This window comes from Methanocalculus sp., assembly GCF_030651615.1.
In the GTDB taxonomy this organism is placed as follows: Archaea; Halobacteriota; Methanomicrobia; order Methanomicrobiales; family Methanocorpusculaceae; genus Methanocalculus.
The window spans coordinates 1-13,017 of sequence record NZ_JAUSCG010000105.1; the positions used below are offsets into that span (position 1 = coordinate 1).

The following is a 13,017-nucleotide window of genomic DNA, read 5'->3' on the forward strand; positions in this document are numbered from 1 at the left end:
GATCTTCTGCAGGTGCTATCGAATGAAGTAGTGCACGTGAGTAGAGGAAGGGGATATCAAAGGTTGAGATGCCGATCCCTGTAAGGATCAGATCGGCTTCATCCCTCTTCTTTCCAGTGAGTGACTCCCAGCTCTCCCGAAAGAGAGAATAGATCGATCTGAGAAGTTCTTTCTCAGAGCCTGTCTCCCAGATCCAGTGTTCTTTAACCTCTCTCTTCTCCATCTGAAACGGGTTACAGCGGCAGAAGACGCCTCCGATGAGGTAGACTCCCGGCAAATGGGGGTTTGCAGCAAGAGAGGCGATCCTTGGTCGTCTTCGCAACGGCTCCGGTACATACGCTTCAAGGTCGAAAAAAAGGATGGTTGTGTTCTCCGGGTTCAGTCTGACCATAAGGAGATATGGGTTCTGGCAGATTATGGTAGTACCCCTCTCAACCTATGGGATCAGCCTGCCGCCTGCACTCTTCATCAAGAGACGGATATCTCCTCGCAATTGCCTCGAGGGTGCGCCTCTTCAGGAGACGATAGGCCTCCTGTTTTCCTACTTTTCTATAGAGTTGATCGATCAGACTATCGTACCTGGTCAGGTTGTGTCTGGCATAATTGACCGTTATACGCTCAAGAAAATGGAAATCAGAGGTTTTTCTGGCCGGTTCATAATCATAATGTCCCATCTCCTCATGGAAGTCATTATAGGAGGCGATCGCATGGTTCTGAATATTTGGATCATCTGCGATCCGGATCTCTATCTGATCAATGAGATTGAGGAGAGCCGTCTTCTTGGTATATACAGCCTTTTGCGCAGCCTTCTTCCTCCCTTTTGCCGTATGGAAAGCGTTGATGAACTCGTCTGACTGCTCGATCTGTGTGATTCGATCTTCTGCATAGAGCTTCATCGGTGCTGCTTTTTTAAAGAAAGGATTTGTTTTCACTGCATCCGGCTCTGGTGCAAAGTCTGCGATCAGTTTCTTTGTCCATCCCCGTTCCAGGAGAGTTGACTGTGTATACAATTCTACCAATCATCCCCACAGTATCCGCAGACACCACTGCGTGGTGAATTAACGACCGGCAGTGACATCTCTTCGTCATAATCACGTTCTTCAAAACACTCCTGACAGAAGAAAAACTCATCAGATGTATATTCCGGCCAGATTAACGTTGCTTTTTGTCCGCAGACGGAACAGCGGATATCAGGCTGATCATTTTGGGCGATGAGTTCGATCCCATTCAAACCTCTCGGTTCGTATAAAACGAGATCGAGCACTTTGAAGGTAAGGTATGTGGTTGAGCCGAAATCATAGATATGCTCTCCGGTGAGACCGACCGCAAATATCCTGTTTATTTTCACATCCATCTGATCATCTTCCCCATCCCAATCCTGGCCGGATCGAAATCTATGTCCACAGATTGTGAAGAGAGAAAGGTGGTCGCAACACTCAAGCCAGAGATCCCTCAATGTTCTATCGATCGACTTCAGTGTTGCATCCTTCTTAATAAGGAGGATGATCCAGTATTCCGGTTTATATCTCCCCTGAAACATGACCATCCATGACTCTGTGTTTGAGTCTGCATCCCGCTCTTTTGTGAGCTGGCGGATGCATTCATTCTTTGCCTTTCGTTTGGTTGTTTCGACATCCCCGATGAGGCAGTGTCCTTTGTATGTTTGCTGTGTCATAGTGGAATGTTCTGTTGATATCTGAAAAAACTTTTTCTTCTTATCTGAATTCTCTCTGTCTGTCAAAATAAATCGTGATAGGTATTTCACCAAACTTATAACCTCTTCTCACATAATGAAGGAGTATGGGGCGTTTATCAAGGGATCCAAACACTTCTTTCAGTTTTGTTCATACCGCTGATCTCCATCTGGGAAGCAGGATCATCACCCCCGCTGGCATGGATGATGAAGCACTCCCGTTCTCGACCTATGATGCCTGGCAGGAGATCATACGCCTCTCTATCGAGGAGAAGGTGGACTTCCTCCTCATCTCTGGTGACATCTATGACAACAAAGACAATAATATCCAGGCGCAGCTCCAGTTTGCTGCCGGGTTGAAGCGTCTTGGTGAGAAGGGGATCTCAGCCTATATTGTCCATGGCAACCATGACCCGGATGATGGATGGGCGAGATCCGTTACGCTCCCGGATACGGTACATATCTCCTCATCCAGGGAACCCGAAGTGATCGACCATATGCGGGATCAGCCGATTGCAAGGATCATCGGCATGAGTTTTCCGACAGCTTCCGTAACAGAGAACCTTGCACTCAGGTTTCCAAAACGGGAACGGGACTGGCCGTATACCATCGGGCTTCTTCACTGCACAGTCGGGGGGATGGAAGGGCATCACCCGTATGCCCCCTGCAGCAGGGGAGATCTGATCTCCCTTGGATACGACTACTTCGCCCTTGGTCATATCCATAAACCTGCTGATCTCTCTTATGATGGAACACGGATCATCTATCCCGGCAATCCTCAGGGGCGGGATATGGGTGAGACCGGGTGGCGGGGTTGCTGCCTCGTCAGAGTCGGTGTTGATGGAAGCACAGAGGTGACACACCACCCGACAGCCCGGTATATTTTCAAGGAGATATCTGTTGATATCACGGGAATAAATGATATCGGGGGTATTGAAGAGCTGATTCGCCTCCGCCTCCCTGAAGCTCAGAAAGATCTGAACTGTGCTCTCATCTGCCGGGTGATCCTGACCGGTATAACTGGCATACATGCAACCCTTACCGGAAGAGGGGGAATTGAGGCGCTTATAAAACGATTCAGAGAAGATTCTCCGGTCGGAGAAGCAAGTATTCATATCGATCAGATCATCCAAAAAACTCTGCCAAAGATTGATCGTGACGAGATCAAAAGTCGTGAAGACCTCCTTGGAGAGATCTGCCGGATAGGTGATGTAGCTGTTCCTGGTGAAGGTATATTCGCCCTTTTAAAGAAAGAGATCCAGGGTATTTCTGACTCTTCTGTCGGATCTGATCTCTCATCTTTTGATGACCTTCAGGTTCAGGAGATTGTATCTGAAGCAGAAGCCCTCCTCCTCTCACTCCTCACTCCGGAGGAGACGGCATGAAGATCCGATCCCTCTATATCGATGGATTTGGAAGGTTTCATGACTGGAGACCGGCAATCACCTTTGGAGACCGGCTTACGGTGATCACGGGGCCAAATGAGGCAGGTAAGACGACTCTGCTCGCCTTCATCAGGAGGATGCTCTTTGGCTTTCCTGATGGAAGAAGGAATATCAACCACTACCGTCCATTGAACGGTGGATCTCACGGAGGCAGGCTGGATATCGAGGGTATTGATGGAACGAACTACTCGCTGACCCGGAATGGAGTGCGGGGCGCTCCTCTTCTTACCCTGGCTGAAGGTTCTCCCGTATCATCTGCAACATTCCGATCTCTCACCGGGCCGCTTGACTCCGCCTTCTATGAAACCGTCTGTGCGATAGGCCTCTCTGATCTCTCCGATTTCGCCAACCTGAACCGAAGTGAGATACGGGACCGGCTTGCCCTTGCAGGATCTGGTAACCTTCCGGTCAGGGATGTAGAATCTCTCCTCTCCGCATCGGCTGATGATATCTTCATCCCCCGTGGAAAGCAGAAGAAGGTTAATCTTCTGGTCCATGATCTCCGTTCTATCCGGGAAAAGATCAGGTCCGCAGAGGCGATGCAGCAGCAATATGACCGGATCACCCGTGAAGCGGATCTTCTTGAAGAAGAGCGGATCTCCTTTCAGAAGAAGCAGGCGTTCATCTCTGAAGAGATCGCATGGATGAAAGCACTTGCACAGGCATGGGATGTGTATGCGGCTGAACAGATTGCACGACAGTCACTCCGGGAGATCCCCGTTCTGCCGGTATATCCTGAGGATCTGCTTGAAACACTTACCCGGATGGAGGTCGGAGTTGAGAAGTCAGGAGAACTCTGTGATGGTCTCAGACGGGATATTGAGGGTCTGGAAAAAGAATGTTCAGCGATCGAACTGAGAGGTACTCTCCTCTCTGCCTCGGATCAGATTCGTGACCTTGAGCGGGGAGTTGATCGGTATCGTGCAGATCTTAGAGATCTGTTTGATCTTAACCGCAGAATCTCCCATCATACGACACTCCTTCAGGAGACACGGCTGGTCCTTGGTGATGGGTGGAACGAGGAGATGATCTCCGGATTTGATCTCTCTGTAGCGGCCCGTGATGAAGCAGCACGTATCCGATCCCGTGTTGCCGAAACCTCCCATCTCCTATCTGATGCCGAATCTTCTCTTCGGCATGCGTCTCATGATTCTGAAGAGCGGCAGGAGCATCTGACAGCCCTTTTGAACCGTCGTGATCAGCTGGGATTGGTCCAAACTCCGGCTACTGTGAGATCCTGGTTATCCAAATCGAGAGAATTGAAGGGGGCTGTGCAGGATCTGTATGAACTCGATCAGCGGATCAACTCCCTCTCTCTTGAAGAGGCACGAACAGATGAGATCATCAGATCCCTTGCTCCAACGGCATTTCCAACCTGGCCGGGTTTCCTTGTCCTTATCTCAGCCTCGATCGCGCTCGGTTCAGGTCTTGTGACAGGAAGGCTTGATATCGCAGGGATTCTGGCTCTTATCCTCTTCATCTCAGCCGCAGGTATATTTGTCACAATTCGTGGACAGAAGCGGCATACAGAGACTGATCCAAAGAAAGATGAATATACCGTTGATCATCAACGGATCGGTGATCAGAAGAGGGTTGCTCTTGAAGAGAAGAGCAGACTGAACAAAATGATTGCCGCTCTTTCATCGGATCTTGGCAGTGACCCTGCTCCTTCACGAAGCCGGGCAGATGAGATCGTTCATGCTCTTCTGGATCAGCTCAGCAGTGCTGAAAAAGCAGCAGTACTTGAGGAGGATAGTGCCTCTGCCCGTCTTCGTGCCGATGCTGCTGCGTCAGCATTGAGTCTGGCAGAAGAGACGGCAAAGGCTGCCCGTTTAAACCATGATGCCGCCTCTTCCGCCTGGCAGAACTGGTGCGAAGATCGTGGTATTCCTGCATTGATGAATCCCGATCTCCTCCCTGATCTCTTCACAGCGGTCGAAAAAGCCTGCCGTCTCAGGTCAGAGATATTAGGCATGAAAGAAGATCAGATGAGAATCTCGGATGAAATTGCTGATTTCGAAGAAAAGGTCCGGGCTCTTCTGGATCATTGTTCTCTCTCCTCTCAAAAATCACCTGATTTTGGATTGGAAGAACTTGTATCGCTTCTTAACTCAGAAGAGGAGAAGAGGCGGACCATGGAAACGATACGGTCTGCATCCGGGAGGAAGCAGAGGGAGTATGATGAATCTCTTATCCTCTTCAATCAGGCAGAGGAGCGACTTTTAACATTCCTATCAGACTTTGATGCTCTTGATCCAGCTGATCTCCGCCGGATGGAGCGTCTCTCCCGTGAGCGGCAGAAGCTTGAAGAATCCATCCGTATTTCAACCGAAGAGATCAGGAGGATCAGCGGTCTGAACAGGTACGAGGCGATCAGAAGAGCACTTCCTGAATATGATCCGATCCTCTCACCCTCATATAGAACTGAAATGGAGGAGGAACTTTCAGGGCTCCTCTCAAGGCTGGCTGAGATTCAGAGGATGCAGGGGGAACTCGGTCTTGCGAAGCGTCAGATTGAAGAAGATCAAACCCTCTCCCCACTTCTCTCCCGTGAAGCAGGTCTTCTTGAAGAGCTTAATCAGCTTAACCGAAAGTGGGCGGTCTTTAAAGCGGCATCTGCCATCCTCTCTGAAGCCGTCGAGCATTTCGAACGGGACAGGCAGCCAAATATCCTCAGAGAAGCGGGCCATTTCTTTTCAGGGTTCACAAACGGACAGTATACCAGGATTGTGATGCCGCTTGACGGATCTGATCTGTATGTCGAAGAAGAGAGTGGTGCCAGAAAGAAGACTGATGAACTCTCACGCGGAACAGCCGAACAACTCTACCTTGCACTCAGGTTTGGGTATATCAAAGACTATGCAGATACATCGGTTCCAATACCACTCATCTTTGATGATATCATGGTGAACTTTGATTCTGAACGGAGGAGACAGGCATGTCGTGCTATCGGTGATCTTGGTGATACATGCCAGGTGCTCTACTTCACCTGCCATCCCGAAACAGCAGATGAGTTGATCGATCTGGTGCCGGGTGCAGTCAGGATAGAGATCGGGGAGGGTTAATCCTCTCCTTCTCGTAAGAAACAGAAGGGGTCTTCCGCATGGATATCCCCGCAGATCCTGAGTGCACGGATACGGCAGCCGCCCCCGCAGAGTGCCTTGTGGTTGCACTCCCCACATCTGCCGGTTAACAGAGGCGGTTTTCTCCGGAATAGTGTCAGGACCTGATTATCATCTGTATCCCAGATATCCCTGAATGGTTGTTCCCTGATGTTTCCGACGAGCAGTTCGTCGGACCGTGCGAACTGGCAGGGATAGACATTGCCTCTCGGATCGATGTTTGCTACCTTCGTACCCGCACTACATCCCCCATGTAATGAGGCTATGAGTTCTTCTGCCTCGGCGAGATCTTCTGCCTGATCATCTTTCATTGAAGCAAGTAGATGGATTGCATCCTGAGGTGCATCAACGGTAAGAAATTCCATTGTTTTTGGGTCGGTCTCTTTTGCTCTTTCATAGAGAAGGGTGAGTGCAGCTGATGCTTCGTCACCTGAGAGCTGAAGACGGTTGTAAGCATCAAGTCCACGGCCTGTTGGGACGAGCCAGTACAGACAGAACCGTGTTGCACCGATCTCTTCTGCAAGGTCGATGAGTGATGGGAGTTCTGAATAATTTTCTTTCGTCAGCGTTACCCGAACTCCCGTTTTGATACCTGCATCTCTACAGTGAGCAAAGGCTGCAATTGTTCGCTCAAAAGCATCAGGAGATCCACGGAACCTGTTATGTGTGGCAGCAACCGCTCCATCGAGGGATATCCCTGCATATCCGATCCCGCTCTCTTTGATCCTATTTGCGATCTCAGGTGTGATCAGGGTGCCGTTTGTAGAGAGAGCGGTCATGATGCCTCTTCTCTCTGCGTGGGATGCCAGGTCCCAGATATCTTCGCGGAGGAGTGGCTCCCCCCCTGTCAGGAGTATGAGCGGCACCTTCATTTCGGCGAGGTCATCGATGAAATGAATCGCCTCTTCTGTTGATAATTCACCATCAGCACCGTTTTTGGGACCTGACCTGCTGTAGCAATGAGTACAGTTCAGATTGCACCGGTCGGTGAGGTTCCAGAAGATGACCGGTCTGTACCTGGATAAAAAGGCGAGATATTTACCTGGAACCGGCTCATCTCCTGCATGGCGATGATGCATCATGCCACTCACTGTTCCTTTTCCATGCATACATTGTGTAATCCGGTTCAAATCAATCCATCTCCATTTTCATCGATTCTGACCGCAGGAACGCGTTTGAACTCTTCGGTGCTGAAGAGGACGATGAAGTCTGTGATCCCTTCACTCCTGGCAAATGAATCGACGTTCTCATAGACTTCGTCTCTTTCATGGTTATGATGAACGGTATAGACATTATAGTCCCATCTTCCCCTGACCGGCTTCCTGAGATAACAGTGGGAGACGCCGGGAAGAGATGACAGCCTCAAAAATCCATCCCAATCTGGTGGAACAGACCATGCAACGAGTGCATTTGCGTTAATTCCTATTCTTCTCTGGTTGATCCGTGCCCGGATCTTTCTGATAATCCCTTCATCTTTGAAATGGCTGATGCTGGAGATCACCTCATCTTCTGTGATGCCAAGCCGTTCTCCGATCTCTAAAAATGGTCTTTCTGAAACGGGGATGCCTCTCTCCAGCTCTCTTAAGAGCTCTCTATCTGTCTGCTTCATGCTCCTCCTCTTCAGGGATGCAGGAGAACCGGACATCGATCTTATATGACCTGATTGTAGGAAGAGCGATCATATTCTCTTCTGATATACCTGCTCTCCTGCATATCTCACAAGAAATCGAATGGTTCTCTTCTTCTTTACGCCCGGATATTGTGAACCATATATTGTAGTGATGATCCCGTCTGTAGTTGTGTGAGATCTCGGGATAGCTGTTAATGATCTCAACGACCTGGTAGACTTGATCCTCGGGAACTGAGAGAGCGATGAGGGTGCCTGCTCTCAATCCAAATCTTCGGGATTCAAAGATGGGTGAGATGTTCCTGATGATATCACCCTCTATCAGACGTGAGATCCTTTGTATGCATTCCAATTCGGAGATGCCGATTCCATCTGCGATCAGCTTCCAGGGTTTTGGGACGAGGGGGAGGTCATCCTGAAGGGCATCAAGGATGAGGAGATCGATTCGATCAACTTCATTGTCCGGGTTTATTGTATCACCCCGCCCGGCTGGTGGAAACACCAGGGATCTTCGGCAAAGATCTCTCCATTGAGGGGTTGTGGTTTCATCAGACCATCACACCACCGGGTGTCTGCATGCCCCTGATATGCACGGGCACGGCACCCTCCACAGACTGTTTTATATGTGCAGTGACCGCATTTTCCGGTGAGATTATCCGGATTTCTGAGTGCTATGAAGAGATCAGATGCATACCAGATCTCTTTGAAACTGGTTGTCCTGAGATCTCCTGCTGCCACCGGGAGATAGGGGCAGGGTGTAACGATACCTGTTGCATAGATCCGGCAGTATGTGATCCCGGCGAGGCATCCGCGTCCCCATGCGGCATTATGCACCCCGAGTTCATCTGCTATCCGCCGGAACTGGGGTGCACAGGTTGGGCGGATGTTGATGCCGCTCCCCTGATATCGGGTGAGCAGATGACGGATCAGGGCTTCATACGCTTCAGGGGTCATGAGGTTGATTGTTTCTCCCCGCCCGGTATGCACCGGGAAGAAGAGATGAAAGTCTTTCACTCCTCTTCTGGTCCCAAAACGGATTACGGAATCAATATTCTCACTCTTCGGCTGAACCACCGTCATATTGATCTGAACCCTTATACCTGCTGCATGGCAGTGATCGATCGCCGACACGGCTTTTTCCCATGCTCCATGTACACCCCGGAAGGTATCATGGATCACCGGGTCTGTTGAGTCGAGGCTGATTGCCACTGCCGAAATCCCGGCGGTCTTCAGGTGTTCTGCCATCTTGTGGTCGAGGAGATATCCTGAAGTGCCCATCACCATACGGAGTCCCCTCTCTGTTCCATACCGTGCTATCTCGCAGGTATCCTCTCTTTCGAGTGGTTCTCCCCCGCTCAGAACGACGATCGGCCTTCCGACTTCTGCGATCTGGTCGATGACCACCTTCGCCTCTTCTGTCGATAGAACACCCTCTGCTTCGTGCTCCCCTGCGTCCACATAACAGTGGGCACATTTCAGTGGGCAGCGGAGTGTGATGTTCCAGGAGATGAGGCGGGGTGGTGCCTCTGATCTATGCAAGTTTCATTTCCTTTGTGACATGTTTTCCAGATTTCTGATCAGCCTGTGTCAGGTTGCCTACCATACGTTTCGAAATCTCTTTCATGGCAACCGGCACTCCCTGGTTCGTTGTCAGGGTCTTATTTGCCATATCTTCTCACTATCTCTCTTGTGTAAGATAGGTGTAATATAAATGTTATCATATCGTTTTGGATTCACCGGGTTTTCTTATCAATTCGTTCTAATATGGTTCTGATCTGTCTAATCTCTTCAAGAAGCGGATCATTTGATGGCTGTTGAATCCCCGCTCCTCCCGATTCTGTAGCGATTCCAGGACCTGACCTGACAAATCCCATGATCAGCTCCCTGAGCGTCTCGGGGTCGGTGATGCCGTCAAGCCTCAGTTCGGCATTCGGCTGTGCCGAGTACCCTGCTGTCTGAATCCTGAGTGAGGATATCCCAAAGAGCCGCATCACCGGTCCTTGTACGATATCAACATTTGTGATCCGTGAGTATGGGACGATCGCGTTCTGCCGGAACCAGACCCCGCGTCTCCAGGTGATCTCGGTCTGTGTCAGTTCGTAGCGGATCGACCGGTAGTAGAGGGGGAGCCAGTAGAGGGTGAAGGCGAGGATAGCGATGATCGGGATGGCGATGAGGATACCAGCGATCTCTCCGGCGACTGCTATCATGCCGAGGCAGAAGGGAAGAGCGATGATGAGGACGATTGCGAAGGTGAGATAGTAATACTTCGCCAGTGCGGGATCGGGAGAGAAGGTCTCGTTGATCCGGTAGGGTTGAGATGTCATAAGAGAGTACTGGAAGATGAGGGATATAGAGGTTTTGGGATGGTGGATACTATGCCTGGTCTATCTGCTCAGAGGTCCTGGTACAAGTACTCGCATGAATCGCTCCTCAAGTGATGGTGTTGTATCAGGGTGATCTGAGATCTTTGGAGCGACAACACTCTTTATGGATGATGTAGTCTTTCTATTCCTTCGTCAACTACCCCCGCTTGCGCAGGGGGTCTCCCTGCCTGAACAAGATGAAATACAATGTGAGTGAGAAAAAAAGGTAACTGAAAGAGCATTATCACCGATCTGCCCAGAGCAGATGGATATTGCAGAACTCTCTTGCCTTCACCGGCTCGTCGTCGGTCTCAAAGTACGCTGTTGGTGCCATCCCGGGCTTTAAAAATGCCATGCAGACTCCGTTCTTTGTCTGGAGTTCGATCCATTCGACATAATGGTTCGGCTCCATCGGGTGAGGGGTTGAGCCGACGGTGACGGTGTAGCCTTTTCCGGACTTTTTGATGATCGGCACATGTTTTTCAGTCGTCACGTCTGCTGTCTGCTCAGTTAGGAGCTGCATCTCTTTTCCGCAGCAGACGAGTTTGCCGTTGCCATTATGCATCACCCCGGTGATGTTTCCACAGACACCACATTTGTAGATCTCATGTACGTTGGTCATAATCGATCAAGCGCATGTGGACTCTTCAACTTAATAAAAGATGAGGTATGTTGATTAATTTGATTCTGCATGTTTTGTTGTAATCGTCTTTGCGAGCTGTTTTAATGCGGTGATATCCTTCTCGACCGCCTGACCCTTCACATAGACGGGCTCGATCATCTCACATTTCAGGGGGGCGATCATATCACTGATCTGCTTCACGGTCTTTCCGCCCCAGCCAAACGATCCGATCACCGTTGCATACTTTGCCTTTGGTTTAATGGCAGCTGTCAGATATGCTGCATAGACTGCAAGCGGATGGGCGCCGAAGAGGACGGTCGGGGTGGCGATGATGATCGTCTTCGCCTCGACAAGTGCCATTGCGAGCAGTCCGGTGTCGCTCTCTGCGAGGTTGAACCGCTCGACATGAACTCCTTCTCCGACGAGTGCGTTTGAGAGGATATCAACCATCTTCTTTGTGCTTCCATGCATCGAGACATACGCGATCACCGCGGTGTTCTTCGGTGCACCCGCCGCCCACTGCCGGTAATAACCGAGGATCAGGTCCGGGTTATCATAGAGAGGGCCATGGCTTGGAGCGATTATGTCAACATTCAGGCTTTCAATCTTGTCAAGGTATGCAGGGATGCTGCCTGCAAATGGCATCATGATCTCTGCATAGTACCTTTTTGCCGACTCATAGAGCCTTTCAGGGTCGTTTATGAAGAGATCCGATGTTGCAAGATGCGACCCGAGGAAGTCGGTTGTGAAGATGATCTTATCTTCAGGGATATAGGTGAACATCGTGTCAGGCCAGTGGACCCAGGGTGCCAGTATGAACTGAAGTGTTTTACCGCCGAGATCCAGGGTTTCTCCGTCTTCAATAACCGTAAAACGTCCTTCATCGATTCCGAAGAACTCAATGAGAAGCTCCTTGCATTTTGCATTTGTCACAATGACTGCTGTTGGATAGAGGTCAAGGACGAGCGGGAGGCAGCTGGTATGATCCTGTTCGGCATGGTGGATGACGATGTAATCGAGCTTATCGACATTCTCTGTCATCAGGTTCGTGATCAGGTCCATCTCCATCGTTTCGTCCACGGTATCGAGGAGGGCAGTCTTTTCGCTCCCGCGAATCAGGTAGGCATTATAGCTCGTTCCTTTCGGTGTCGGGACAAGTGAGTCGAAGAGACGCCGGTCCCAGTCGATTGCACCGATCCAGGAGATTCCGTCTTTTATCTTTCTAACAACCAATGTACTCTCACTCCTTCTTCACGAAGAGGGCTTTTCGTGCTGCACAAACCGGGCAGACCCAGTCCTCGGGGAGTTCTTCAAATTTTGTAGTTTCCTTCTCTGAAATATAGACGTGTCCGCATATGGTGCATTTCCATGAATCCATAACTCTCCTCCTTTGCTATCTCAATGGCTGAAAAGAAGGATAATGGTTTTGATCGGGGATGGGGTTTTCCGGACCGGACGTGACAGGTAGAGAATGCCGTAACTTTTCTATCCTGTTGCCCTTTCCTCATAAGTCAGCCCGAATATGGTGTCTGCCATCCACCGGCTGAGTTGCATGAAGAAAGATGCGGAGTTTTTCAATATCCACGCAGTATCTCCGGAGATAATTATTCGGATCACCACAGACCCATCAGGATGCATATGCTGCCGGACGTTCTCCGACGATACCTCCCGTGTATCATGGAGCGCCGGTGAGTGCTGTGCAGATCAGTCGTTTGAGACCGCGTTCTGTTGTGTCGGTGATCATTATCCTCCTGTGTCACCAATGAACCAGAAGAGGCATATATTTACAGTTTTATTGGCGGTTGTTTTCTTAAGGCCCGAGACCGGCCTGAACTAACCATGAACAAAGAATCTTCCGGAAATTCCAATCAGACTGTCAATTGCCCTTTTCTCTTAGGGCAAATAAATAAAAAAGTGGAACTAACCAGCAACGAAACCTGGCTCCAAAATAGTTAGAGCTAAAATGGAGGTATTTTGATTCCTGCAACAACAATTATCTCTTAAATTCAAATTAGGCGAAGAATAGGGCAAATAAATAAAAAAGTGGAACTAACCAGCAACGAAACCTGGCTCCAAAATAGTTAGAGCTAAAATGGAGGTATTTTGATTCCTGCAACAACAATTATCTCTTAAATTCAAATT

At 49.7% G+C, this 13,017-nt stretch carries 15 protein-coding genes; 3 read left to right on the forward strand and 12 right to left on the reverse strand.

What is annotated here, in order from left to right; all coding sequences use genetic code 11:
• The 3 genes from Q7V06_RS04415 to Q7V06_RS04425 form a co-directional block, all read right to left on the reverse strand.
• The coding region (locus Q7V06_RS04415; protein ID WP_304838677.1) for a hypothetical protein at positions 1-391 on the reverse strand (391 nt) is incomplete at its 3' end.
• 40 nt (positions 392-431) lie between these two features.
• Complete coding sequence (locus Q7V06_RS04420) at positions 432-1,019, reverse strand: hypothetical protein (protein ID WP_304838680.1); 588 nt, start codon at positions 1,017-1,019, stop codon at positions 432-434.
• Positions 1,013-1,675 (reverse strand): hypothetical protein, encoded by a 663-nt coding sequence (locus Q7V06_RS04425; RefSeq protein WP_304838683.1) that lies wholly within the window; start codon positions 1,673-1,675, stop codon positions 1,013-1,015. Before Q7V06_RS04425 ends, Q7V06_RS04420 begins: the two co-directional genes overlap by 7 nt.
• 125 nt (positions 1,676-1,800) lie before the next feature.
• Between Q7V06_RS04425 and Q7V06_RS04430 the strand changes: the two genes are divergently transcribed.
• Both Q7V06_RS04430 and Q7V06_RS04435 read left to right on the forward strand, forming a co-directional pair.
• Positions 1,801-3,078: a DNA repair exonuclease gene (locus Q7V06_RS04430; RefSeq protein ID WP_304838687.1), complete on the forward strand. Its 1,278-nt coding sequence runs from the start codon at positions 1,801-1,803 to the stop codon at positions 3,076-3,078.
• Positions 3,075-6,203: an AAA family ATPase gene (locus Q7V06_RS04435; protein WP_304838690.1), complete on the forward strand. Its 3,129-nt coding sequence runs from the start codon at positions 3,075-3,077 to the stop codon at positions 6,201-6,203. Before Q7V06_RS04430 ends, Q7V06_RS04435 begins: the two co-directional genes overlap by 4 nt.
• Here the strand turns inward: Q7V06_RS04435 and Q7V06_RS04440 are convergent.
• The 9 genes from Q7V06_RS04440 to Q7V06_RS04480 form a co-directional block, all read right to left on the reverse strand.
• Complete coding sequence (locus Q7V06_RS04440; protein ID WP_304838694.1) at positions 6,200-7,369, reverse strand: radical SAM/SPASM domain-containing protein; 1,170 nt, start codon at positions 7,367-7,369, stop codon at positions 6,200-6,202. The genes Q7V06_RS04435 and Q7V06_RS04440 overlap by 4 nt on opposite strands.
• A 17-nt stretch (positions 7,370-7,386) precedes the next feature.
• A complete protein-coding gene (locus tag Q7V06_RS04445; protein ID WP_304838698.1) occupies positions 7,387-7,869 on the reverse strand; it encodes an Lrp/AsnC family transcriptional regulator in 483 nt (160 codons plus the stop codon).
• The gene (locus tag Q7V06_RS04450) at positions 7,853-8,389 is read right to left on the reverse strand and encodes an AsnC family transcriptional regulator (protein ID WP_304838701.1); all 537 of its coding nucleotides are present in this window, start codon (positions 8,387-8,389) and stop codon (positions 7,853-7,855) included. The genes Q7V06_RS04445 and Q7V06_RS04450 overlap by 17 nt, the downstream gene beginning before the upstream one ends.
• Positions 8,356-9,426: a radical SAM/SPASM domain-containing protein gene (locus tag Q7V06_RS04455; protein WP_304838705.1), complete on the reverse strand. Its 1,071-nt coding sequence runs from the start codon at positions 9,424-9,426 to the stop codon at positions 8,356-8,358. The genes Q7V06_RS04450 and Q7V06_RS04455 overlap by 34 nt, the downstream gene beginning before the upstream one ends.
• Complete coding sequence (locus Q7V06_RS04460) at positions 9,419-9,556, reverse strand: hypothetical protein (RefSeq protein ID WP_304838708.1); 138 nt, start codon at positions 9,554-9,556, stop codon at positions 9,419-9,421. The genes Q7V06_RS04455 and Q7V06_RS04460 overlap by 8 nt, the downstream gene beginning before the upstream one ends.
• 64 nt (positions 9,557-9,620) lie before the next feature.
• Positions 9,621-10,214: a PH domain-containing protein gene (locus Q7V06_RS04465; RefSeq protein WP_304838711.1), complete on the reverse strand. Its 594-nt coding sequence runs from the start codon at positions 10,212-10,214 to the stop codon at positions 9,621-9,623.
• Between the two features lie 283 nt (positions 10,215-10,497).
• A complete protein-coding gene (locus tag Q7V06_RS04470; protein ID WP_304838714.1) occupies positions 10,498-10,875 on the reverse strand; it encodes a desulfoferrodoxin in 378 nt (125 codons plus the stop codon).
• A gap of 54 nt (positions 10,876-10,929) precedes the next feature.
• Positions 10,930-12,108: an FprA family A-type flavoprotein gene (locus Q7V06_RS04475; protein WP_304838718.1), complete on the reverse strand. Its 1,179-nt coding sequence runs from the start codon at positions 12,106-12,108 to the stop codon at positions 10,930-10,932.
• Between the two features lie 7 nt (positions 12,109-12,115).
• Entirely contained in the window at positions 12,116-12,253 is a 138-nt protein-coding gene (locus Q7V06_RS04480; RefSeq protein ID WP_304838721.1) for a rubredoxin, read from the reverse strand.
• A 174-nt stretch (positions 12,254-12,427) separates the two neighbouring features.
• Here Q7V06_RS04480 and Q7V06_RS04485 point away from each other — a divergent pair, with 174 nt between their 5' ends.
• The gene (locus tag Q7V06_RS04485) at positions 12,428-12,712 is read left to right on the forward strand and encodes a hypothetical protein (protein WP_304838725.1); all 285 of its coding nucleotides are present in this window, start codon (positions 12,428-12,430) and stop codon (positions 12,710-12,712) included.
• The last annotated feature ends 305 nt before the right edge of the window (positions 12,713-13,017 follow it).

Coding starts and splice junctions, on each gene's coding strand:
- Q7V06_RS04485 (WP_304838725.1), top strand. CDS start 12,428: ATGAAGAAAGATGCGGAGTTTTTCAATATCCACGCAGTATCTCCGGAG.
- Q7V06_RS04430 (WP_304838687.1), top strand. CDS start 1,801: ATGGGGCGTTTATCAAGGGATCCAAACACTTCTTTCAGTTTTGTTCAT.
- Q7V06_RS04440 (WP_304838694.1), bottom strand. CDS start 7,369: ATGCATGGAAAAGGAACAGTGAGTGGCATGATGCATCATCGCCATGCA.
- Q7V06_RS04465 (WP_304838711.1), bottom strand. CDS start 10,214: ATGACATCTCAACCCTACCGGATCAACGAGACCTTCTCTCCCGATCCC.
- Q7V06_RS04445 (WP_304838698.1), bottom strand. CDS start 7,869: ATGAAGCAGACAGATAGAGAGCTCTTAAGAGAGCTGGAGAGAGGCATC.
- Q7V06_RS04480 (WP_304838721.1), bottom strand. CDS start 12,253: ATGGATTCATGGAAATGCACCATATGCGGACACGTCTATATTTCAGAG.
- Q7V06_RS04470 (WP_304838714.1), bottom strand. CDS start 10,875: ATGACCAACGTACATGAGATCTACAAATGTGGTGTCTGTGGAAACATC.
- Q7V06_RS04460 (WP_304838708.1), bottom strand. CDS start 9,556: ATGGCAAATAAGACCCTGACAACGAACCAGGGAGTGCCGGTTGCCATG.
- Q7V06_RS04435 (WP_304838690.1), top strand. CDS start 3,075: ATGAAGATCCGATCCCTCTATATCGATGGATTTGGAAGGTTTCATGAC.
- Q7V06_RS04425 (WP_304838683.1), bottom strand. CDS start 1,675: ATGACACAGCAAACATACAAAGGACACTGCCTCATCGGGGATGTCGAA.